The sequence below is a fragment of the Citrobacter sp. RHB21-C05 genome (assembly GCF_013889015.1).
GTDB lineage: Bacteria > Pseudomonadota > Gammaproteobacteria > Enterobacterales > Enterobacteriaceae > Citrobacter_A > Citrobacter_A sedlakii.
In genome coordinates this window covers 3272758-3296320 of record NZ_CP057611.1, presented here as the reverse complement: position 1 = coordinate 3296320, position 23563 = coordinate 3272758, and the positions used below count along the sequence as shown (strand labels likewise).

20 protein-coding genes and 1 other annotated feature are annotated in these 23563 nt (G+C 54.8%); of the genes, 12 read left to right on the top strand and 8 right to left on the bottom strand.

The genetic code is table 11. The annotated features are described in order from the left end of the window. Positions 1-15: 15 nt before the first annotated feature. A complete protein-coding gene (acrA, locus tag HVX72_RS15820) occupies positions 16-1209 on the bottom strand; it encodes a multidrug efflux RND transporter periplasmic adaptor subunit AcrA (protein ID WP_042285835.1) in 1194 nt (397 codons plus the stop codon). A gap of 141 nt (positions 1210-1350) precedes the next feature. On the opposite strand from acrA, the gene acrR reads away from it, so the two are divergent. Then, a complete protein-coding gene (acrR, locus tag HVX72_RS15815; protein ID WP_181821858.1) occupies positions 1351-2004 on the top strand; it encodes a multidrug efflux transporter transcriptional repressor AcrR in 654 nt (217 codons plus the stop codon). 119 nt (positions 2005-2123) lie between these two features. Next, on the top strand, positions 2124-5480 hold the full coding sequence (gene mscK / locus HVX72_RS15810) for a mechanosensitive channel MscK (RefSeq protein ID WP_181821857.1): 3357 nt from the start codon (positions 2124-2126) through the stop codon (positions 5478-5480). A 35-nt stretch (positions 5481-5515) separates the two neighbouring features. On the opposite strand, the gene HVX72_RS15805 is transcribed toward mscK, so the two are convergent. The 3 genes from HVX72_RS15805 to priC form a co-directional block, all read right to left on the bottom strand. Further along, a complete protein-coding gene (locus tag HVX72_RS15805; protein WP_181821856.1) occupies positions 5516-6439 on the bottom strand; it encodes an Rpn family recombination-promoting nuclease/putative transposase in 924 nt (307 codons plus the stop codon). Between the two features lie 78 nt (positions 6440-6517). Beyond that, complete coding sequence (rsmS, locus tag HVX72_RS15800) at positions 6518-6676, bottom strand: pleiotropic regulatory protein RsmS (protein ID WP_181821855.1); 159 nt, start codon at positions 6674-6676, stop codon at positions 6518-6520. Positions 6677-6690: 14 nt separating this feature from the next. Then, on the bottom strand, positions 6691-7218 hold the full coding sequence (gene priC / locus HVX72_RS15795; RefSeq protein WP_181821854.1) for a primosomal replication protein N'': 528 nt from the start codon (positions 7216-7218) through the stop codon (positions 6691-6693). 69 nt (positions 7219-7287) lie between these two features. Between priC and HVX72_RS15790 the strand changes: the two genes are divergently transcribed. The 8 genes from HVX72_RS15790 to hemH all read left to right on the top strand — a co-directional run bounded on the left by HVX72_RS15790 (position 7288) and on the right by hemH (position 15434). Next, positions 7288-7665: a DUF454 family protein gene (locus tag HVX72_RS15790; RefSeq protein WP_042285821.1), complete on the top strand. Its 378-nt coding sequence runs from the start codon at positions 7288-7290 to the stop codon at positions 7663-7665. A 203-nt stretch (positions 7666-7868) separates the two neighbouring features. Continuing rightward, on the top strand, positions 7869-8420 hold the full coding sequence (gene apt, locus HVX72_RS15785; protein ID WP_042285819.1) for an adenine phosphoribosyltransferase: 552 nt from the start codon (positions 7869-7871) through the stop codon (positions 8418-8420). Positions 8421-8508: 88 nt separating this feature from the next. Beyond that, positions 8509-10440 (top strand): DNA polymerase III subunit gamma/tau, encoded by a 1932-nt coding sequence (gene dnaX, locus HVX72_RS15780; RefSeq protein WP_042285817.1) that lies wholly within the window; start codon positions 8509-8511, stop codon positions 10438-10440. After that, positions 9773-9837, top strand: a sequence feature (DnaX frameshifting element). It overlaps the preceding gene by 65 nt. A 53-nt stretch (positions 10441-10493) precedes the next feature. Further along, on the top strand, positions 10494-10823 hold the full coding sequence (locus HVX72_RS15775; protein ID WP_001515903.1) for a YbaB/EbfC family nucleoid-associated protein: 330 nt from the start codon (positions 10494-10496) through the stop codon (positions 10821-10823). Next, on the top strand, positions 10823-11428 hold the full coding sequence (recR, locus tag HVX72_RS15770; protein ID WP_042285814.1) for a recombination mediator RecR: 606 nt from the start codon (positions 10823-10825) through the stop codon (positions 11426-11428). Before HVX72_RS15775 ends, recR begins: the two co-directional genes overlap by 1 nt. A gap of 110 nt (positions 11429-11538) precedes the next feature. Continuing rightward, entirely contained in the window at positions 11539-13413 is a 1875-nt protein-coding gene (gene htpG / locus HVX72_RS15765) for a molecular chaperone HtpG (protein ID WP_181821853.1), read from the top strand. Between the two features lie 241 nt (positions 13414-13654). Then, positions 13655-14299, top strand: coding sequence for an adenylate kinase (adk, locus tag HVX72_RS15760; RefSeq protein WP_042285806.1), 645 nt, complete (start codon positions 13655-13657; stop codon positions 14297-14299). Positions 14300-14471: 172 nt separating this feature from the next. Continuing rightward, positions 14472-15434: a ferrochelatase gene (gene hemH / locus HVX72_RS15755; protein ID WP_060569045.1), complete on the top strand. Its 963-nt coding sequence runs from the start codon at positions 14472-14474 to the stop codon at positions 15432-15434. Here the strand turns inward: hemH and aes are convergent. Beyond that, a complete protein-coding gene (gene aes, locus HVX72_RS15750) occupies positions 15431-16390 on the bottom strand; it encodes an acetyl esterase (RefSeq protein ID WP_181821852.1) in 960 nt (319 codons plus the stop codon). The genes hemH and aes overlap by 4 nt on opposite strands. Positions 16391-16532: 142 nt before the next feature. Here aes and gsk point away from each other — a divergent pair, with 142 nt between their 5' ends. Beyond that, positions 16533-17837: an inosine/guanosine kinase gene (gsk, locus tag HVX72_RS15745; RefSeq protein WP_042285800.1), complete on the top strand. Its 1305-nt coding sequence runs from the start codon at positions 16533-16535 to the stop codon at positions 17835-17837. A gap of 110 nt (positions 17838-17947) precedes the next feature. Here the strand turns inward: gsk and ybaL are convergent, their stop codons facing one another. Both ybaL and HVX72_RS15735 read right to left on the bottom strand, forming a co-directional pair. Beyond that, positions 17948-19624, bottom strand: coding sequence for a YbaL family putative K(+) efflux transporter (gene ybaL / locus HVX72_RS15740; protein WP_042285798.1), 1677 nt, complete (start codon positions 19622-19624; stop codon positions 17948-17950). A 215-nt stretch (positions 19625-19839) separates the two neighbouring features. After that, positions 19840-21045, bottom strand: coding sequence for an MFS transporter (locus tag HVX72_RS15735; protein ID WP_060569043.1), 1206 nt, complete (start codon positions 21043-21045; stop codon positions 19840-19842). 161 nt (positions 21046-21206) lie between these two features. Here HVX72_RS15735 and ushA point away from each other — a divergent pair, with 161 nt between their 5' ends. Continuing rightward, entirely contained in the window at positions 21207-22856 is a 1650-nt protein-coding gene (gene ushA, locus HVX72_RS15730) for a bifunctional UDP-sugar hydrolase/5'-nucleotidase UshA (protein WP_181821851.1), read from the top strand. Positions 22857-22900: 44 nt separating this feature from the next. Here the strand turns inward: ushA and ybaK are convergent, their stop codons facing one another. Continuing rightward, positions 22901-23380 carry a Cys-tRNA(Pro)/Cys-tRNA(Cys) deacylase YbaK gene (gene ybaK / locus HVX72_RS15725; RefSeq protein WP_042285792.1) on the bottom strand — a complete coding sequence of 160 codons (480 nt, stop codon included), beginning with the start codon at positions 23378-23380 and terminating at the stop codon, positions 22901-22903. Between the last annotated feature and the right edge of the window lie 183 nt (positions 23381-23563).

Genomic DNA, 23563 nt, shown 5'->3' with positions numbered 1-23563 from the left:
CGGCTCCTGTTTAAGTTAAGACTTAGTTTGCTCAGGCTGGTTACCGCCAGCAGCTTGCTGTTTGTTATCTGCGGTAATCTCTTGTGCTTTCACCTGCGCACCAGGACGCACTTTCTGCAGCCCACTGACGACAACACGGTCACCCGCTTTCAGCCCATCGGTCACCAGCCACTTGTCACCAATCGCCTGACTGGCCACAATTTGACGGGTTTCGACTTTGTTATCTGCGCCGACGACCAACGCGGTAGCATCGCCACGCGGCGTACGGGTTACCCCCTGCTGCGGCACCAGCAGAGCGGATGGGTTAGTCCCTTCCTGCAAACGCGCGCGGACAAACATACCCGGCAGCAGCGTGTGGTCCGGGTTAGGGAAGATGGCGCGTAAAGTAATAGAACCGGTAGTCTGGTCGACGGTCACGTCTGAAAACTCAAGCGTGCCTGTCTGCGGGAATTTAATGCCGTCACTGGTCACCAGCTCAACTTTCGCCTTGCCGTTTTCCTGTTTCAGCGTTCCGTTAGCCAGTTCTTGTTTCAGGCGCAGGAAGTCGTTGCTCGACTGGGTAACATCAACGTAGATCGGATCAAGCTGTTGTACGGTCGCCAGCGCGGTCGCCTGACCGTTTTGCACCAGTGCGCCTTCGGTTACGGACGATTTACCAATACGGCCGCTAATCGGAGAGGTCACCTTGGTGTACGCCAGGTTAATACGCGCCGTTTCAACGGCGGCTTTAGCGGCAAGCACGGCAGCATTCGCCTGTTGCGCATCCGCCAGCGCCTGATCGTAGTCTTGTTTACTGATGTACTGCGTGCCGAGCAGTTTCTTATAACGGTTCACCGTGACCTGCGCGATGCTGGCTGCGGCCTGGGCTTTCGCCAGATCGCCTTTCGCACTTTCGTATGACGCTTGATAAGTCGCAGGATCAATCTGATAGAGAGACACACCTGCTTCGATATCGCTGCCTTCCTCGAAATTTCGCTTCAGGATAATGCCGCTTACCTGAGGGCGAACTTCGGCAATACGGAAAGCGCTGGTGCGACCCGGAAGTTCAGTGGTGATCTGCAGAGGTTCAGTTTTGAGCGTCACAACCCCAACTTCTGGCATTTGCTGGCCCCCTTGTTGGGCCGGTTTGTCGTCACATCCTGTTAGCGCTAAGCTGCCTGAGAGCATCAGAACGACCGCCAGAGGCGTTAACCCTCTGTTTTTGTTCATATGTAAACCTCGAGTGTCCGATTTCAAATTGATCAATGGTCAAAAGTCCACAAACCCATTGCTGCGTTTATATTATCGTCGTGCTATGGTACATACATTCATAAATGTATGTAAATCTAACGCCTGTAAATTCACCGACATATGGCACGAAAAACCAAACAACAAGCGCAGGAAACACGACAACACATACTGGATGTAGCGCTACGTTTGTTCTCGCAACAAGGGGTATCTTCCACCTCGCTGGCGGAGATTGCAAAAGCCGCGGGCGTTACTCGTGGCGCAATCTATTGGCATTTCAGAAACAAGTCGGATTTATTCAGTGAAATCTGGGAGCTGTCAGAATCCAACATTGGTGAGCTTGAGACTGAGTATCAGGCAAAATTCCCCGACGATCCACTATCTGTATTAAGAGAAATATTAGTTCATCTTCTTGAATCTACCGTGACGGAAGAGCGGCGACGTTTATTGATGGAGATTATATTCCACAAATGCGAATTTGTGGGAGAAATGGCCGTAGTGCAGCAGGCGCAAAGAAACATCTGCCTGGAGAGCTATGACCGTATTGAGCAGACCCTCACGCACTGTATAAAAGCCAATATGCTTCCCGCAAATCTGCTCACGCGCCGCGCCGCGGTTATCATGCGCGCCTACGTCTCGGGCATCATGGAAAACTGGCTGTTTGCGCCGCATTCGTTCGATCTCAAAAAAGAAGCGCGCGATTACGTCGCTATCCTGCTGGAAATGTTTATGTTTTGCCCCACACTGCGCGCCGTCGCGCCTGACGCGCAGGCCTGAACCCGCGCCAGGAATTGTCCTGGTCGATTTCGCTGCCGCTATTCTGCCTAAGAGAGCCGTGATATTCTTGCGCGTTGACTATTTTCGGTCGTCTTTTCGGTTCAGAAACCTTCATTCACATGACTATGTTGCAGCTCTATAAACGTTCACAGCACCTTATTTTTGTCACGGTGGCTGTTTTCATTCTTATGTTGTCCTGCCCGTCATTGGCATTGGCCCGCGCCTCCACAAACGGTGACCTGCCTTCCCGGGCGGATGTGCAAAGCCAACTGGATACACTCAATAAACAAAAAGACCTTTCCGCCCAGGACAAACTGATTCAGCAGGATCTCACTGAGACCATTGCCACGCTGGAGAAAATCGAACGGGTGAAAGAGGAGACAGTTCAGTTACGCCAGAAAGTGTCACAGGCGCCGGAAAAAATGCGTCAGGCCGTGGAGTCCCTTAACGCGCTGAGCGATGTCGATAATGACGACGAGACGCGGAAAACCCTCAGCACTCTGTCACTGCGTCAGCTGGAGCTGCGCGTGGCCCAGGCGCTGGATGATCTGCAGAATTCGCAAAACGACCTGGCGACCTATAATAGTCAGTTAGTTTCCCTGCAAACGCAGCCAGAGCGCGTGCAGAACGCTATGTACGCCGCTTCCCAACAGCTTCAGCAAATCCGTAACCAACTGGATGGCGTCGGCGAAACGGCGTTACGTCCAACCCAACAGGTGCTGCTACAAGCGCAGCAAGTGTTGCTGAATGCCCAAATTGAGCAACAGCGTAAAAGCCTGGAAGGCAATACAGTGCTCCAGGACACTTTGCAAAAGCAGCGCGATTTCGTCACCGCCAACAGCAACCGGATTGAGCATCAGCTGCAGCTGTTGCAGGAAGCGGTGAATAACAAGCGGCTAACGCTCACCGAAAAGACCGCGCAGGAGGCCATTTCGCCAGATGAGACCGCGCGCATTCAGGCCAATCCGCTGGTGAAGCAGGAACTGGATATCAACCATCAGCTCAGCCAGCGTCTGATTACCGCGACGGAAAACGGCAACGCGTTGATGCAGCAAAACATCAAAGTCAAAAACTGGCTGGATCGCGCCCTGCAGTCTGAACGCAATATTAAAGAACAGATCGCGGTGCTGAAGGGGAGCCTCCTGCTGTCTCGTATCCTGTATCAACAGCAGCAAACCCTGCCGTCGGCAGATGAGCTTGAAGATATGACCAACCGCATCGCGGATTTGCGTCTTGAGCAGTTTGAAGTCAACCAACAGCGCGACGCGCTGTTTCAGAATGATGCTTTCGTCGCCAAACTGGAAGAGGGGCATCAGAGCGACGTTAACGACGAGGTGCACGACGCGCTGCTGCAGGTGGTCGATATGCGCCGCGAGCTGCTGGACCAGTTGAATAAGCAGCTTGGCAATCAGCTGATGATGGCCATTAACCTGCAAATTAATCAACAGCAGTTAATGAGCGTATCAAAAAGCCTGAAAGAAATTCTCACCCAGCAAATCTTCTGGGTAAACAGCAACCGTCCGATGGACTGGGACTGGATAAAGGCGTTCCCGGAAACCCTGAAAGAGCAGTTTAAGGCGATGAAAATCACCGTTAACTGGGAGAAAGCCTGGCCTGCGGTATTCATCGCGTTTCTCGCTGGTTTGCCGCTGCTACTGATTGCCGGCGTGATTCGCTGGCGTCTGAAATGGCTGAAAGCCTGGCAGCAAAAACTTGCTGCGGCGGTCGGTTCCTTACGCAATGACAGCCAGTTGAATACGCCGAAAGCGATTCTGATCGATCTGATTCGCGCCCTGCCTGCGTGCCTGCTTATCCTCGCCGTCGGCCTGATTTTGCTGACAATGCAGCTCAACATCAGCGACCTGCTGTGGGCGTTCAGCAAAAAACTGGCCATCTTCTGGCTGGTGTTTGGCCTGTGCTGGAAGGTACTGGAAAAAGAAGGGGTGGCGATTCGACACTTCGGGATGCCCGCGCAGCTGACCAGCCACTGGCGGCGTCAGATCGTACGCATCAGTCTGGCGCTGCTGCCGCTGCACTTCTGGTCGGTGGTGGCCGAGCAGTCGCCGCTGCATCTGATGGATGATGTGCTGGGGCAGGCGATGATTTTCCTTAACCTGCTGTTGATCGCGTTTCTGGTCTGGCCGATGCTCCGGGAAAGCTGGCGCGACAAAGAGTCGCATGGACTGCGACTGGTCACGATCACTATCCTGTCGATCATTCCGGTTGCCCTGATGGTGCTGACCGCGACCGGCTATTTCTATACCACGCTTCGCCTGGCGGGGCGCTGGATAGAGACCGTTTATCTGGTGATTATCTGGAATCTGCTTTACCAGACCGTACTGCGCGGACTGAGCGTTGCGGCGCGGCGCATTGCCTGGCGTCGCGCACTGGCGCGTCGGCAAAATCTGGTGAAAGAGGGCGCTGAAGGGGCGGAACCGCAGGAGGAGCCGACGATCGCGCTCGAGCAGGTGAACCAGCAAACGCTGCGTATCACCATGCTGCTAATGGTCTCGCTGTTTGCGGTCATGTTCTGGGCGATTTGGTCCGATCTGATCACCGTGTTCAGCTATCTCGACAGCATTACGCTCTGGCATTACAACGGCACTGAAGCGGGCGCCGCGGTGGTGAAAAGCGTGACGATGGGCAGTTTACTGTTTGCCATTATCGCCTCTATGGTGGCCTGGGCATTGATCCGTAACCTGCCGGGCCTGCTGGAAGTGTTAGTGCTCTCGCGGCTTAAAATGCGCCAGGGCGCATCGTACGCGATCACCACGATCCTCAATTACATTATTATCGCCGTCGGGGCGATGACAGTATTCGGGTCGCTTGGCGTTTCGTGGGATAAACTGCAGTGGCTGGCGGCGGCGCTGTCGGTCGGTCTGGGTTTTGGTTTGCAGGAGATCTTCGGTAACTTTGTCTCCGGTCTGATTATCCTGTTCGAACGTCCGGTGCGGATCGGCGATACGGTGACCATCGGCACCTATTCAGGGACCGTCAGTAAGATCCGCATCCGTGCGACCACTATCACTGACTTCGATCGCAAAGAGGTGATCATCCCGAACAAGGCGTTTGTGACCGAACGTCTGATCAACTGGTCCCTGTCCGATACCACCACGCGACTGGTGATCCGCATTGGCGTGGCCTACGGTTCAGATCTGGAGAAAGTGCGTAAAGTTCTGCAACAGGCGGCGCTGGAGCATCCAAAGGTGATGCACGATCCGCAGCCTGAAGTGTTCTTTACCACCTTCGGCGCCAGTACACTCGACCACGAGCTGCGTTTGTACGTCAGCGAACTGCGCGATCGCAGCCATACCGTGGACGAACTGAACCGCGCCATCGACCGCCTGTGCCGCGAAAACAATATCGACATTGCCTTTAATCAACTTGAAGTGCATCTGCGCAACGATAAGGGCGATGAAGTGACGGAAGTGAAGCGCGAGATTAAAGGCGACGATCCGACGCCGGCGGTAAGTTAACCAAACGGGGGCGGCGAATGTCGCCCCTCGATTGTTTAATGAGATAGCGCAGCCAGTTCTTCTGCGGTCAGGCCAGTAAACTGCATAATACGTGAGGATTCCATCCCGTCATCCAGCATCTTTCGCGCAATGGCACGGGCCTCCGCCTGGCGGCCTTTTTCCAGACCTTGTTGCATGCCCAGTTGAATACCCTCTGTGCGGCCTTTCTCTTCCAGCCATTCGGCAATCGTCATCAGTTGATCCTTATACTGAGGCGCACCTTGTGCCAGTTGGCGAATCAGTACGCCGGGATTTTCACAATTACCTGCCTTCACCATATAGTTTATCAACACGTTAAGTTGAGGGTCGGTAAGCGATTGCTGCGTTAGCAATGTGATCAACTGATCCAGTAACTCGCTCAAATCGCGTTGACGAATATGTTTTTGCAGGAGTTCCAGCATCGCCATCCGTTGATGCTGCAGGATCTGATTATCCGGTATCGCCGTCAGGTCCACCAGCGGAAATTCACTGTTGTATAGCGTCTTTGCCATCTCGGGTTCACTAAACAGACTTTGCCAGTTGAGGCTGTGGGGCCATGGGCTTTTTAGCCCCTGGTAAAAGAGGATAGGCACCACTAACGGCAACGTTGTATGTCCCGCATCAAGATGGCGCTGCATGGCGGCAATCGCATAGCGCATCATTCGGAATGCCATGAGCTTATCGGGTGTGCTCTGATGTTCAATCAGCGCATAAATGTAACCAGGACCCTGTTCCGTCTCTAAGGAATAAAGGATATCAGCATACCGATTGCGTAAATTTTCTTCGACAAAACTACCGGACTCCAGCTTTAAGGAGTCCAGATTACAGATCTGAAGAAAATGGCCGGGCAGGTGAATTTGCAGAAAATCCCGGGCAACGGCTTTTTGCGTCAGCATCTGTCGGAAAACCGCATCGTGCGGTGAAGGGGGAAGTCGTTCCATGAGCCATCCAATGGTCGCGAATTGTTGCGGCGACTATGCCATTCGCCGCGACGCTCCACCAGACAGTAATCATTGATATTACGAGCCGTCTTCCGCGCTTTTGAGCTTGTTTTCATAATCACGCATAACGATTTCCAGCGCGCGTAGCACGGTTCGCGGAGGGAGCTGATTCTCTTCCAGCAGCACGATCAAATCGACGGCCAGTTTGACCTCGTCCGGGGCGTTTTCCAGTGACATAGATTCTCCGGGGTTTAGCGGGTTAAGTGTGCGATGACGCGTTCAATGCTGTCGAGCGCCTTGCGACAGCGCGCCAGACGACCTTCATAGATTTCCACTTCGCGCTGCAGCGTCTGTTGTTCCTGCAGAGTGCGGGTTTCGGCGAGGCGCATTTTACGTTCCTGCGTCATCACTCGCAGGCGGCGTTCAAATTCCTGATGCTGAAGGCGTTTACGCTGCCATTTGGTCAGGGTGGGTGAACCGCTGTCCCATTCGCGCAGCGACCAGCTTTCACACTCGCGGGCGATAGCCTCCAGCTGTGAGGCGAGATGTTCCGCCAGCCAGGCGACCTGTGGAAGCTGCTGTCGCATAACAGCCTGGCGTAGCGCCTGAAGATTGGCCTCCGCTTCCTCTACGCAGTCCTGAAGACGCGTAGCGCGGGTCTGAAAAAGCTGGCGATCGAAGCGAGGGCTGAGTGTTGCGTGCTGCGCTAGCGGTGCGCAACGATGGCGCAATTCGGCGAGCCGATCGTCCAGCTTTTGTAGCAGCATGGCGGTTTTCAATGCAACACTCCAATGAAAATGATAACTGTTATGCTAAAGTAGCGTTCTGGTTTGCGACATGCCTTTATTATGCAACGAATCTTCTTGATCATCACGGGCTGGCTTGCGGTTGTCCTTGGAACGCTTGGCGTGGTATTGCCGCTTCTGCCGACGACGCCGTTTATTTTACTTGCCGCCTGGTGCTTTGCCCGCTCGTCGCCGCGTTTTCATCAGTGGTTGCTCTACCGTTCGTGGTTTGGCAGCTATTTACGCTACTGGCAAAAACATAAAGCGATGCCGCCGGGCGCGAAATCCCGGGCGATTATTCTGATCCTGATGACTTTTGGCGTCTCATTGTGGCTGACCCCCATGATGTGGGTGCGGATCCTCCTGCTTTTCATCCTCGCCTGCCTGCTGATATTTATGTGGCGAATCCCGGTAGTTGATGAAAAGCAACAAAAGCACTGAAGCGTAATCATCGCAGTTGCAATTACTGGCTGTAGCCAGTAAATTCGACCGTTTTCGAGCACAGGCGCGCCTGGTCAAAGGTTAACCACAGGTAACTTTGGCCTGCTATACACACGATCGTCCAAAGTGCGTTAAGGCAATCTGCAGGATGAAGTATACTGCGCGCAATGTAGAGTAATACCGTATTTATCAGGCACACACTTATGACCGCGACTGCACAGCAGCTTGAGTTTCTCAAAAATAGCATTAAAAGCATTCAGGACTACCCGAAACCGGGCATTCTTTTCCGTGATGTCACCAGCTTACTGGAAGACCCGAAGGCTTACGCGCTCAGCATCGACTTGCTGGTTGAGCGTTACAAAGATGCGGGCATTACCAAAGTGGTCGGTACCGAAGCGCGCGGTTTCCTGTTTGGCGCGCCGGTGGCGCTGGGGCTTGGCGTTGGTTTTGTGCCGGTACGTAAACCGCGCAAATTGCCGCGTGAGACAATCGCTGAAAGCTACGAGCTGGAATACGGCACCGATCAACTGGAAATTCACGTTGATGCCATTCAGCCTGGCGACAAAGTGCTGGTGGTGGACGACCTGTTAGCGACCGGCGGCACCATCGAAGCCACCGCAAAACTGATCCGCCGTCTGGGTGGTGAAGTCAATGACGCGGCGTTTATCATCAACTTACCGGATCTCGGCGGCGAAGCGCGTCTGGAAAAATTGGGTATCGCCAGTTACTGTCTGGTCTCCTTTGCCGGGCATTAATCCCGGTCCCCGCAACCTCGCTCATTGAGCGAGGTTGTGTTAGCATTCCCCCCTATGAATTCACCTTCCAGCGTTGCAGAGCCAGCCAATGAGTTATCAGGTTTTAGCCCGAAAATGGCGCCCACAAACCTTTGCTGACGTTGTCGGCCAGGAACATGTGCTAACCGCACTGGCGAACGGCTTGTCGCTAGGGCGTATTCACCACGCTTATCTTTTTTCCGGGACTCGCGGCGTCGGTAAAACCTCTATCGCCCGTCTGCTGGCGAAAGGGTTGAACTGCGAAACCGGGATCACCGCCACGCCATGCGGCGTTTGCGACAACTGCCGTGAAATTGAGCAGGGACGGTTTGTCGATCTCATCGAGATTGACGCCGCGTCGCGTACCAAAGTCGAAGACACTCGCGACCTGCTGGATAACGTTCAGTACGCCCCTGCGCGCGGTCGCTTTAAGGTGTACCTGATCGACGAAGTGCATATGCTGTCCCGTCACAGCTTTAACGCGCTGCTCAAAACCCTTGAGGAGCCGCCAGCGCATGTCAAATTCCTGCTGGCGACCACCGACCCGCAGAAGTTGCCGGTGACCATATTGTCCCGCTGTCTGCAATTTCACCTTAAGGCGCTGGACGTCGAGCAGATCCGCCACCAGCTTGAGCACATTCTTAATGAAGAGCACATCGCGCACGAACCTCGCGCGTTGCAGTTGCTTTCCCGGGCGGCAGACGGGAGCCTGCGCGACGCGCTTAGCCTGACCGATCAGGCTATCGCCAGCGGCGACGGTCAGGTTTCAACCCAGGCGGTGAGCGCGATGCTCGGTACGCTGGATGACGACCAGGCGCTGTCGCTTGTTGAAGCGGTGATCGCCGCCGACGGTGAACGCGTCATGTCGTTGGTAAACGACGCGGCGGCGCGCGGCATCGAGTGGGAAGCTTTGCTGGTCGAAATGCTCGGCCTGCTGCATCGAATTGCGCTGGTCCAGCTTTCGCCCGCGGCGCTGGGCAGCGACATGGCGACAATTGAAGTACGGATGCGCGAACTGGCGCGAACCGTACCGCCAACGGACGTACAGCTTTATTACCAGACGTTGTTGATGGGTCGTAAAGAGCTGCCTTACGCGCCGGACAGACGCATGGGGGTTGAAATGACCCTGCTGCGCGCGCTGGCGTTTCACCCACGGATGCCGTTGCCGGAACCGGAGACGCCGCGCCAGTCTTTTGCGCCCGTGGCCCCGACGGCGGTGATGAGTCCGACGCAGGTGCCGCAGCAGCCGTCTGCGCCGACACAGCAGGCGCCAGCCGCGCCATTGTCCGACGCCACCAGTCAGGTGCTGGCGGCGCGCAATCAGCTTCAGCGCGCGCAGGGAGCAACCAAAGCAAAAAAGAGTGAACCGGCAGCCGCAACTCGCGCGCGGCCGGTGAATAACGCTGCGCTGGAAAGGCTGGCATCGGTGACGGAGCGCGTGCAGGCGCGTCCCGCACCGTCTGCGCTCGAACAAGCGCCGGTGAAGAAAGAAGCGTATCGCTGGAAGGCAACCACTCCGGTTGTCGAAGTGAAAGACGTTGTCGCGACGCCGAAAGCGCTGAAAAAAGCGCTGGAGCATGAAAAGACGCCTGAACTGGCGGCAAAGCTGGCGACGGAAGCCATTGAACGCGACCCGTGGGCGGCGCAGGTGAGCCAGTTAGCGTTACCGAAACTGGTGGAACAGGTGGCGCTCAATGCCTGGAAAGAAGAGAACGGCAATGCTGTCTGTCTGCATTTGCGCTCCAGCCAGCGCCATCTGAACTCCGCTGGCGCGAAACAAAAACTGGCCGAGGCGCTGAGCGCGCTGGCCGGTACAACGGTTGAACTGACTATCGTAGAAGATGATAATCCGGCGGTGCGCACGCCGCTGGAGTGGCGTCAGGCCATTTATGAAGAAAAACTTGCGCAGGCGCGTGAGTCGATCGTTGCGGATAATAATATCCAGACCCTGCGTCGCTTTTTTGATGCGGATCTGGATGAAGAGAGTATTCGTCCCATTTGATCGTAAGCGTCACTTACGATTGTCATCCCTTAACGTGATTGAGAGAGAAGCCTATGTTTGGTAAAGGCGGTCTGGGCAACCTGATGAAACAGGCCCAGCAGATGCAGGAAAAAATGCAGCAGATGCAGGAAGAGATTGCGAAGCTGGAAGTGACCGGCGAGTCCGGCGCAGGTCTGGTGAAAGTGACCATTAACGGCGCGCACAACTGCCGTCGCGTGGAAATCGATCCGAGCCTGCTCGAAGATGACAAAGAGATGCTGGAAGATCTGGTCGCCGCCGCGTTCAACGATGCCGCTCGTCGCATTGAAGAAACGCAGAAAGAGAAAATGGCGTCTGTGTCTTCCGGTATGCAACTGCCGCCAGGCTTTAAGATGCCGTTCTGATGCAAACCAGCCCGCTGTTAACTCAGCTTATGGAAGCACTGCGCTGTTTGCCGGGCGTAGGCCCGAAGTCGGCGCAGCGCATGGCGTTTACGCTGTTACAGCGTGACCGCAGCGGCGGGATGCGCCTGGCGCAAGCGCTGACCCGGGCGATGTCGGAAATCGGCCACTGTGCCGATTGCCGTACTTTCACCGAGCAGGACGTGTGCAATATCTGTTCAAACCCGCGTCGTCAGGAAAACGGTCAGATTTGCGTTGTCGAAAGTCCGGCGGATATCTACGCGATTGAGCAGACCGGGCAATTTTCCGGGCGCTATTTCGTGCTGATGGGGCACCTGTCGCCGCTCGACGGTATCGGGCCGGACGACATTGGACTTGACCGGCTGGAACAGCGCCTTTCTTCTGAGCCGCTCAATGAAGTGATCCTCGCGACCAATCCCACGGTTGAAGGGGAGGCAACGGCGAACTATATTGCCGAGCTTTGCGCGCAATATGGCGTCGAAGCCAGCCGTATCGCTCACGGCGTTCCGGTTGGCGGTGAGCTGGAGATGGTTGACGGCACAACGCTGTCACACTCTCTTGCCGGTCGCCATAAGCTTAAATTCTGAACAAACGGAGGCGGCGTTTGCGGCCTCCGCTTGAAATATCTCCCCCGCGTCCCCATTTTCCCCTCAACGTGTTTTTACCATTAAAAATGGCTTTGTTGAGGTAGATCTACATGAAAGGACAAGAAACTCGCGGTTTTCAGTCAGAGGTAAAGCAGCTTCTGCATCTGATGATCCATTCTCTGTATTCCAATAAAGAAATCTTCCTGCGTGAGCTTATCTCTAACGCCTCAGATGCGGCAGACAAGCTGCGTTTCCGCGCGCTGTCAAACCCGGACCTCTATGAAGGCGACGGTGAACTGCGCGTGCGCGTCTCCTTCGATAAAGATAAGCGTACGTTGACCATTGCCGACAACGGCGTGGGCATGAACCGGGATGACGTTATCGATCATCTGGGGACCATCGCCAAATCCGGCACGAAATCATTCCTCGAATCCATGGGATCTGACCAGGCGAAAGACAGCCAGCTGATCGGCCAGTTCGGGGTCGGCTTTTATTCCGCGTTTATTGTTGCCGACAAAGTGACCGTGCGCACCCGCGCGGCGGGCGATAAGCCGGAAAACGGCGTGTTCTGGGAATCCGCGGGCGAAGGCGAATACACGGTTGCCGACATTACCAAAGACGATCGCGGCACCGAAATTACCCTGCACCTGCGCGATGGCGAAGATGAGTTCCTCGATGACTGGCGCGTGCGTTCGATCATCAGCAAATATTCCGATCACATCGCGCTGCCGGTAGAAATTGAAAAACAGGAAGAGAAAGACGGTGAAACCGTTGTCTCCTGGGAAAAAATCAACAAGGCGCAGGCGCTGTGGACCCGTAACAAGTCCGAAATCAGCGAAGACGAATACAAAGAATTCTACAAGCACATTGCGCATGACTTTACCGATCCGCTGACCTGGAGCCACAACCGCGTGGAAGGGAAGCAGGAGTACACCAGCCTGCTGTATATCCCGTCTCAGGCGCCGTGGGACATGTGGAACCGCGATCATAAACACGGCCTGAAGCTGTACGTCCAGCGCGTGTTTATCATGGACGACGCTGAACAGTTCATGCCGAACTATCTGCGTTTCGTGCGGGGTCTGATCGATTCCAACGACCTGCCGCTGAACGTTTCTCGTGAAATCCTGCAGGACAGCACCGTTACCCGTAATCTGCGCAGCGCGCTGACCAAACGCGTTCTGCAAATGCTGGAAAAACTGGCGAAGGACGATGCGGAAAAATACCAGACCTTCTGGAAACAGTTCGGTCTGGTGCTGAAAGAAGGTCCGGCGGAAGATCACGCCAACCAGGAAACCATCGCCAGACTGATGCGTTTTGCCTCCACCCATACCGATTCCTCCGCACAGACCGTCTCGCTGGAAGACTATGTTTCCCGCATGAAAGAAGGGCAGGAGAAGATTTACTACATCACCGCCGACAGCTATGCGGCAGCGAAGAGCAGCCCGCACCTGGAGCTGCTGCGTAAGAAAGGTATCGAAGTCCTGCTGCTTTCCGACCGCATCGACGAATGGATGATGAATTACCTGACCGAATTCGACGGTAAAGCGTTCCAGTCCGTGGCGAAAGCCGACGAATCTATCGACAAGCTGGCCGATGAAGTGGACGAAAGCGCGAAAGAAGCGGAAAAAGCGCTGACGCCGTTCGTTGAGCGTGTGAAAACTCTGCTTGGCGATCGGGTGAAAGAGGTGCGTCTGACCCACCGTCTGACCGACACGCCCGCGATTGTCACCACCGATGCGGACGAAATGAGCACTCAGATGGCAAAACTGTTTGCCGCTGCGGGTCAGGCTGTACCGGAAGTGAAATACATCTTTGAACTGAACCCGGATCACGTGCTGGTGAAACGCACCGCGGACACCGAAGATGACGCTCAGTTTAAAGAGTGGGTAGAACTGCTGCTGGATCAGGCGCTGTTTGCCGAACGCGGGACGCTGGAGGATCCGAACCAGTTTATCCGTCGCATGAACCAACTGCTGGTTTCCTGACCGCGTTGAGGTGATGCCGGAAGGCGACGAAAACGTCTTTCCGGCCTACCGACAGGTTGCTGTTTGTAGGTCGGATAAGCGTCAGCGCCATCCGGCATTCTTTTATTTGTTCCTCTCTTTTCTTATTTTCCCGCCGTTAACCGTTTCAGCGCAGGGCACCTTCCTTGAGCGAATTGCGTGATGGTGGTATCGTTTAGCGCTTTTTTAAAAAATATCGACAACCTTTAAGGGGATTTTCGTAATGCGTATCATTCTGCTTGGCGCTCCGGGCGCGGGTAAAGGAACTCAGGCTCAGTTCATCATGGAGAAGTATGGTATTCCGCAAATCTCCACGGGTGATATGCTGCGTGCTGCCGTGAAGTCTGGCTCCGAGCTGGGTAAACAAGCGAAAGACATCATGGATGCGGGTAAGCTGGTGACCGATGAGCTGGTGATTGCGCTGGTGAAAGAGCGTATCGCCCAGGAAGATTGCCGTAACGGTTTTCTGTTAGACGGCTTCCCGCGCACCATTCCGCAGGCTGACGCCATGAAAGAAGCGGGCATCGTGGTGGATTACGTTCTCGAATTCGACGTACCGGACGAACTGATCGTGGACCGTATCGTCGGTCGCCGCGTTCACGCCGCCTCTGGCCGCGTATACCACATCAAATTCAATCCGCCGAAAGTAGACGGTAAAGACGATGTGACCGGTGAAGAGCTGACTACCCGTAAAGACGACCAGGAAGAAACCGTACGTAAGCGTCTGGTGGAATACCATCAGATGACCGCACCGCTGATTGGCTACTACCAGAAAGAAGCGGAAGCCGGTAACACCCAATACGCCAAAGTCGACGGCACACAGGCCGTGGCTGACGTGCGTGCAGACCTGGAAAAAATCCTCGGTTAATCGGTAAAATGCCCGAAGGCGCCACGCTTATCGGGCTTACCGCACCGTAGGCCGGAGAGAACGCGGCACGCTACTCTCCGGCTTCGCCCAAAAATACCTCTCGCAGCAATTAGTTCTTCTTCTCTGCTTTTCCGCTACAATTATCAACCAGTTGAAACGATAAGAGGCGGTAATGCGTCAGACGAAAACCGGAATTTTGTTGGCTAACCTCGGCACGCCCGATGCGCCTACGCCAGCGGCAGTGAAACGCTATCTCAAGCAATTTCTCAGCGACAAACGCGTTGTTGATACGCCTCGTCTTTTATGGTGGCCGTTGTTACGCGGGGTGATTTTGCCGCTGCGCTCGCCGCGCGTGGCGAAACTGTATCAGTCTGTGTGGATGGAAGGCGGGTCGCCGCTAATGGTTTACAGCCGCCAGCAGCAGCAGGCGCTTGCCGCACGCTTGCCGGATACGCCGGTTGCCCTCGGGATGAGCTATGGATCGCCATCGCTGGAAAGCGCAGTGGATGAACTGCTGGCCAACCATGTCGATCATATCGTCGTGTTGCCGTTGTACCCGCAATATTCCTGTTCGACCGTCGCTGCCGTCTGGGACGAACTGGCGCGCATTCTTGAGCGCAAGCGCCACATTCCCGGCATCTCATTCATTCGCGATTACGCTGACGACAGCGCCTACATTGATGCGTTGGCCAACAGCGTGCGGGCATCATTTGCAGAACATGGCGAACCCGATCTGCTGCTGCTGTCGTATCACGGCATTCCGCAGCGTTATGCAGATGAAGGCGACGATTATCCGCAGCGCTGCCGTGATACCACCCGAGAGCTGGTTTCTGCGCTCGGCCTGCCGCCGGACAAGGTGATGATGACCTTCCAGTCGCGCTTTGGTCGTGAGCCATGGCTAACGCCTTATACCGACGAAACGCTGAAAATGCTCGGTGAAAAAGGGACCGGCCATATACAGGTGATGTGCCCGGGCTTTGCGGCTGACTGCCTGGAGACGCTGGAAGAGATCGCGGTACAAAACAAAGAGATCTTCCTTGAGGCGGGCGGCAAGAAATATGAATATATTCCGGCGCTTAATGCCACACCGGAACATATTGATATGATGCTAAAACTGACCGCAGCGTATCGCTAAAGCTGGGCGGTAAAGAAACGCGCGCCGTCCTGAAGCGCTTCGTCAGCGCTACGCATCATCCTGGAGTAGTGCAGGAAGGAATGCAGCGTGCCGGGATACATTTTGTATTCGCACGGCTGGCGGTGCGTCCTGAGCGTGTCAAAAAGCAGGCGGCTGTCGTCAATAAGCGGATCAAATTCGGCGGTGGCGATAAAGCATGGCGGCACGTCGCGCGTCAGGTCGTTATTGAACAGGCAATAGTAAGGCGACTCCTGGTCTTCTGCGGTACGCAGATAGGCGTTCTCAAATACCTTCAGATCGTCGCGACTCAGGCCGTCCCACTCGCCGCCCAGCAGCCGACGGCTGGGGGAGTCCTGCAAGCCATACAGACCATACCATAGCAACACGCCTGCCACTTTCCCGCATTCCAACCGTTTATCCCGCAACCACAGCGCGCTGGCGAGCGCCAGCATCGCTCCCGCCGAATCACCGGCAAAGCCAATGTGCGACATGTTCAGTTGATAATCGTCCGCGTGCTGATGAAAAAACTGGCAGGCAGAAACCGTTTCTTCAATAGCCTGCGGAAAACGGGCCTCGGGCGACAGGGAATAATCAATGCCTACCACCGTACACCGGCTATATTGTGCCAACAGACGCATAATGCGGTCGTGGGTATCGAGATTGCCGAGAATAAATCCGCCGCCGTGCAGGTAAAAGAGCGTTGCCTGACTTTCTGGCTCCGGGCAGTAAAACCGCGTGGTCAGTTCGCCGTGCGCGCCTGGAATCGTATATTCTCGCGTCGTCATCGCTGGCGCATCAAGATTCCAGAAACGACGCTCAAGCTGATAATGCTGGCGCATGGCTTTCACATCATCGGCGGGCGGCCAGGGCGGCAGGTCGTCCTGGTGGACATCAAGCACTGTCTGCATCTCTTCTGAAATGCACGTCAGGACGGGAAGCTTATTTTCCGGGTTCATCGAACGCTCCTTGTGAAAAAGGAACATTGTAAAAATTCTCGCCGCAGAAACTGCGATCCCGCCGTCGGATATTGAAACTCTGCGGAAGCGGGGGGGAATGTGCTACCATGCACCGCTCCGTTAGTCACCCGTAAAAACAGTCATGAAATTTCCCGGTAAACGCAAATCCAAACACTATTTCCCCGTCAATGCGCGCGATCCGCTGCTGCAACAAATTCAGCCTGAAAACGAGAGTAGCGCCGCATGGGTCGTCGGTATCGACCAGACGCTGGTGGATATTGAAGCGAAAGTCGATGACGAGTTTATACAACGTTACGGATTAAGCGCCGGACATTCTCTGGTGATCGAAGATGACGTGGCGGAAGCGTTATATCAGGAGCTGAAGCAGAGAAATTTAATCACTCATCAGTTTGCGGGCGGCACCATAGGCAACACCATGCACAACTATTCGGTGCTGGCGGACGATCGCTCGGTGTTGCTTGGCGTCATGTGCAGTAACATCGAAATAGGCAGCTATGCCTATCGCTATTTGTGCAATACCTCCAGCCGTACCGATCTCAACTATCTTCAGGGCGTGGACGGACCGATTGGCCGTTGTTTTACCCTGATCGGCGAATCCGGTGAGCGTACCTTCGCCATCAGCCCCGGCCACATGAACCAACTGCGTGCGGAAAGCATCCCCGAGTCGGTGATTGCCGGTGCCTCTGCGCTGGTATTAACCTCCTATCTGGTGCGCTGTAAGCCGGGAGAACCAATGCCGGAAGCGACCATGAAGGCCATCGGGTATGCGAAAAAACACAATGTGCCGGTAGTGCTGACGCTTGGCACCAAATTCGTGATTGCCGATAACCCACAGTGGTGGCAGGCATTTCTGCAAGAAAACGTCTCAATTCTGGCAATGAACGAAGAAGAAGCCGAAGCGTTGACCGGAGAGAGCGATCCGCTGCTGGCGTCGGACAAGGCGCTGGACTGGGTGGATCTGGTGCTTTGCACCGCCGGGCCGATCGGCCTGTATATGGCGGGCTTCACCGAAGATGAAGCCAAACGGAAAACCCAGCATCCATTATTGCCGGGCGCGATTGCCGAGTTTAACCAGTACGAGTTCAGCCGCGCGATGCGTCATAAGGATTGCGTGAATCCGCTGCGGGTCTATTCTCATATCGCGCCGTATATGGGCGGTCCGGAAAAGATCATGAATACCAACGGCGCGGGCGACGGCGCGCTGGCGGCGCTACTGCATGATATTACTGCTAACAGCTATCACCGCACGAACGTGCCGAATTCCAGCAAGCATACCTTTACCTGGTTGACCTATTCGTCACTGGCGCAGGTATGCAAGTATGCGAACCGGGTCAGCTATCAGGTGTTGAACCAACACTCCCCGCGTCTGACGCGAGGATTGCCGGAACGGGAAGACAGTCTTGAGGAGTCCTACTGGGATCGCTGAACCTCTGCCCGATGGCGATTCACTGATCGGGCCTGCGTAGAGTACCAAGCGCTGTAGGCCGGACAAGGCATGACGCCGCCATCCGGCAGGGTGACATTCAGGATTCAGGATTAACCCGGCACCACATCACCTGCTGGCCCCGTTTCCAGCAGTTCCAGCATCGTCCGGGCGATTTCACGTTCGCCCATCACCACCTGATTCGCCCCGCGCTCGGTAATGTACTCCACCTCATCGTCATAGTGCGCGCGGGCGATAATCTCAATGTTCGGGCATTTCTCACGGGCAGACGCCACGATTTCACCCGCTTCGTAGCCGTTCGGGATAGTAAGGATGAGCCAGCGCGCGCAGTCCAGATGCGCCAGATTCATGATTTCTTCGTTGGCGGCATTGCCCAGCACCGCGCGGATCCCACGCTCGCGCAGTTCATCCACGCGGGTTCGTGACGTTTCAATCACCACCAGCGGTATATCCGCCGCCATCAGTTTCTCGCCAAGCAGGCTGCCGACGCGGCCAAAGCCTACCAGTAGCGCGTGGTTGCAGATATCCACCGGAATTTGCTTCTCTTCTTCGATCGCTTCTTCCAGCGTCTGCTCTTCCAGCGTTTCGGTTTTCGCCAGATATTTTTCCAGCAGCGCAAACAATATTGGGTTTAGCATTATCGACAGGATCGCGCCGGCCAGCACCAGATTCTGCCCTTCCTGGGGCAGCAGATTCAGCGCCATCCCCAGACCTGCAAGAATAAAGGCGAATTCGCCAATCTGCGCCAGGCTGGCGGCAATGGTCAGTGCGGTACGCGGCGAATGCCCAAACAGACGCACCAGCAGGAAGGCGGCGACCGACTTACCGAAGATGATGATAGCCAGCGTGGCAAGCACCGCCAGCGGTTGTTGCACAAGGATCATCGGGTCGAACAGCATACCGACGGAAACGAAGAACAGTACGGCAAACGCGTCGCGCAAAGGCAGCGTATCGTGCGCCGCGCGGTGGCTCAGTTCTGATTCATTCAACACCATGCCGGCAAAGAACGCGCCGAGGGCGAAGGAGACGTCAAACAGTTCCACCGCGCCAAAGGCGATGCCTAACGCCAGCGCCAGAACGGATAACGTAAACAGCTCGCGGGAGCCGGTGGCGGCGCTGCGGGCCATAATCCATGGCACCAGGCGGCGACCCACCAACATCATAATGGCGATGAATGCCACGACCTTGCCGATGGTAATGCCCATATCGACCGCCAGCGAGGCGAAACCGACGTTGCCTTTTTCCACCATTCCGGCCACCGCGGGCAGAAGCACCAGCGTCAGCACCATCACCAGATCTTCGACAATCAGCCAGCCGATAGCGATCTGCCCGCGCTGGCTGTCAACCAGTTGACGCTCCTCAAGCGCGCGCAGCAGCACCACGGTACTGGCGGTCGACAGACACAGCCCAAAGACGATGCCGGTCATCAACGACCAGCCCATCACTGCGGAAAGCGCCATACCCAGCAGCGTCGCCACGGCTATCTGGGCGATCGCGCCGGGAATGGCGATGGACTTTACCGCCATCAAATCCTTGAGCGAGAAATGTAGGCCAACGCCGAACATCAGCAGGATAACCCCCAGTTCGGCGAGTTCCGGCGCCAGTTGGGTATCAGCCACAAAACCAGGGGTAAATGGACCGGCCAGAACGCCCGCTAACAGATATCCCACCAGAGGAGAAATACGCAGTTTATTGGCAAGCATGCCGAGAATAAAAGCGAGCACAAGGCCGCCAACAATGGTGGTGATAAGCGGGGTGGCGTGATGCATTCCGTCTCCTTTGGTAGCTGATGTCCACAAATTCCACGTAATAGTTTATGACAATTTTCATTATCATGTTTATGAATAATTGTTGAATTTTGAAGAAAACTGCAATCTGGCGCAAAAAAGGCACGGATCGGAAAAGGGACTGAGGACAGACAGAGCAAACGCTTATGATAACTGGTCTGGGGCGCGGCTAAAGTTTAGCTTTAGCCGCGGTAAACTCAGGCTTTAGGTCGGTTATCAGGTAAGAATATGGTCAATATCCCGAGAAGCGGCAGGAAAGCGCAGATTTTATAAACTAAATCGATACTGGTATGGTCGGCAACTAACCCTAATACCGCCGCGCCAAGTCCGCCCATTCCGAAAGCGAAGCCGAAAAACAGACCAGAAACCATGCCGATACGGCCGGGTAACAGTTCCTGGGCATACACCAGAATGGCAGAAAACGCCGAGGCAAGAATAAAACCAATGATCACCGTTAAAACCCCGGTCCAGTAGAGCGTGGCATAGGGTAAAATCAATGTAAACGGCGCTACGCCGAGGATAGACCCCCAAATCACATATTTTCGACCGATTTTATCGCCGACAGGCCCGCCAATAACCGTCCCGGCAGCGACCGCAAACAGAAACGCAAACAGATGAAGCTGCGCGTTTTGTACCGATAATCCGAATTTTTGCATCAGATAAAAGGTGTAATAGCTGCTGATGCTCGCCATATAGAAGTATTTCGAAAAAATCAGCACCAGCAGGACGCTTACCGCGAGTACGACTTTGTTGCGCGGTAGCGGATTGATAACGCTGGCTTTAGGTTTTCCTTTGCTCATTCGATGCTGCGCGGCGTACCAGCGACTGATTTGCGCCAGCACGACAATCGCCAGCAGAGCGGCCAGCACAAACCACGCAACGTTGCCTTTACCGTAAGGGGCGATAATCACTGCCGCCAGCAGCGGCCCTAACGAGCTACCAAAGTTGCCGCCCACCTGGAAGATCGACTGGGCTAGGCCGTGACGTCCGCCGGAGGCCATGCGCGCCACGCGCGAGGATTCCGGATGGAAGACCGATGAACCTGTCCCTACCAGCGCTGCCGCCAACAAAACGGCGCCAAAGCTGCCCGCCATTGCCAACAGAACCAGTCCGCTAAGGGTGAAACACATTCCAATGGGGAGCGACCACGGCATGGGATATTTATCGGTCCAGTAGCCGACAACCGGTTGCAACAGCGACGAGGCCAGTTGAAAGGTAAGGGTGATCATGCCAATCTGCATAAACGTCAGCGAAAATTCTGACTGAAGCAGTGGGTAAATCGCCAGAATCAGCGACTGGATCATATCGTTAAGTAAGTGCGAGAGGCTGATGGCCCCTAAAATGCCAAATGACGTCCGCCCTTTCGGCAGCGACGCTGGCTGAGAGGTTTCACTGATTGCCATAAGTACCACGTCTATAGTTATTGAAGTGCAGGGAGTAATTATTATCCGCCTAACATACCTGTGACTGAGTTTTGAAGAAAGTCGCATTTCTGAAAACTTATTTGTTTATTCTCATTACTCGCTGTAATTTCTGCATTTGTCCTGGGTCAGGGAGAGAAAAAATGAAGTTTATGAAACGTGGCGTCGCACTGGCGTTGCTGGCAACCTGGGCGCTGGTCAGCCAGCCCGTGCAGGCATATGAAAAGGATAAAACTTACAAAATCACCATCCTGCACACCAACGATCATCACGGCCATTTCTGGCGCAGTGAATACGGCGAATATGGCCTGTCTGCGCAAAAAACGCTGGTGGACGGTATTCGTCACGAAGTGGCGGAAGAGGGCGGAAGCCTGCTGCTGCTCTCCGGCGGCGACATCAATACTGGCGTGCCGGAGTCCGATCTGCAGGATGCCGAACCCGACTTTCGCGGCATGAATTTGATTGGCTATGATGCAATGGCCGTCGGCAATCACGAATTCGATAATCCGCTCACTGTTTTACGCCAGCAGGAAAAGTGGGCGAAGTTTCCGTTTCTTTCCGCCAATATTTACCAGAAAAGCACCGGTGAACGTCTGTTTAAACCCTGGGCTATTTTTAAGCGTCAGGATCTGAAAATTGCGGTTATCGGTTTAACCACCGACGACACGGCGAAAATTGGCAACCCTGAATTCTTTACGGATATTGAGTTCCGTAAGCCCGCGGATGAAGCGAAGCTGGTGATTCAGGAACTGCAAATGAACGAGAAGCCGGATTTGATTATCGCGACGACCCACATGGGGCACTACGATAACGGCAATCACGGCTCCAATGCGCCGGGCGACGTCGAAATGGCGCGCAGCCTGCCTGCCGGTTCGCTGGCGATGATTGTAGGCGGTCACTCACAAGACCCCGTGTGCATGGCGTCAGAAAACAAAAAGCAGGTCGATTATGTTCCGGGAACGCCTTGCGCACCGGATAAGCAGAACGGCATCTGGATCGTACAGGCGCATGAATGGGGCAAATACGTAGGCCGTGCGGACTTTGAGTTCCGTAACGGTGAAATGAAAATGGTCAACTACCAGCTCATTCCGGTGAACCTGAAGAAGAAAGTCACCTGGGAAGACGGGAAAAGTGAGCGCGTGCTTTACACACCGGAAATAGCCGAAAACCCGCAGATGCTCTCGCTACTGACGCCATTTCAGAATAAAGGCAAAGCGCAACTGGATGTCAAAATCGGCTCGGTGAATGCTCGTCTGGAAGGCGATCGCAGCAAAGTGCGCTTCGAGCAAACCAATATGGGCCGTCTGATCCTGGCCGCGCAAATGGCGCGCACCGGCGCGGATTTCGCGGTGATGAGCGGCGGTGGCATTCGCGACTCGATTGAAGAGGGCGACATCACGTATAAAAGCGTCCTGAAGGTGCAGCCGTTTGGCAACATTGTGGTATACGCCGATATGAGCGGCAAAGAGGTCATTGAATACCTGACCGCCGTAGCGCAAATGAAGCCGGATTCCGGCGCGTATCCGCAGTTTGCTAACGTCAGCTTTGTGGCGAAAGACGGTAAGCTAAACGATCTCAAAATCAAAGGGGAAGCGATCGATCCGGCCAAAACCTACCGGATGGCGACGCTGAGCTTTAACGCCACGGGCGGGGATGGTTATCCGCGGTTGGATAATAAGCCGGGCTACGTCAACACCGGCTTCATCGATGCGGAAGTGCTGAAAGAATATATCCAGAAAAATTCACCGCTGGATGCCGGTGCGTATGCGCCTGGCAATGAGGTGATTTTTTAAATCTGCTTGCCCGGTGACGCTATGCCGCCGGGCTGACAACGGGTTTAATCCCGACGCGCAATGTCGGCGAACTTAGCGTCCAGAATGGCAGCCAAATCGTTTGCCGCCAGTTCGATATCCAGCCCGCGCTTGCCGCCGGACACGTAAATGGTCGGGAACGTTTGTGCGGGCGCATCTATCAGCGTCGGCAACCGCTTTTTCTGTCCGAGTGGGCTAATGCCGCCCACCAGATACCCCGTAGTACGTTGCGCAACCATCGGGTCAGCCATATCGACTTTTTTTGCCCCCAGCGCTTTCGCCACTTTTTTTAGATCCAGTTGACCGGCAACCGGCGTGACCGCAACGGCCAGGTGCTTCATGTCTCCGTTTACAGCGACCAGTAGCGTTTTATAAACCTGATCCGCATTCAGTCCCAGTTTACGCACCACTTCGTCACCAAAGTTCGTTTCGCCAGGATCGTGATCGTAGGTGTGGATCTGAAAGGAAATTTTGTTTTTTTCGAGTAATTTAACGGCGGGTGTCATAACTACGAATCCTTGCTCGGAGGTAATTCAACAAAAGCATACCCCTGACGACTGTCTAAAAAATAGTACCATCTTGCGCAATTGTATTGGCAGGATGCAGAGTTTGAGCGACAATCGACATACACCGTCGCAAAAAGCGGCGGCATAATAATAATGATGAAATTCCTCTTTGACGGGCCAATA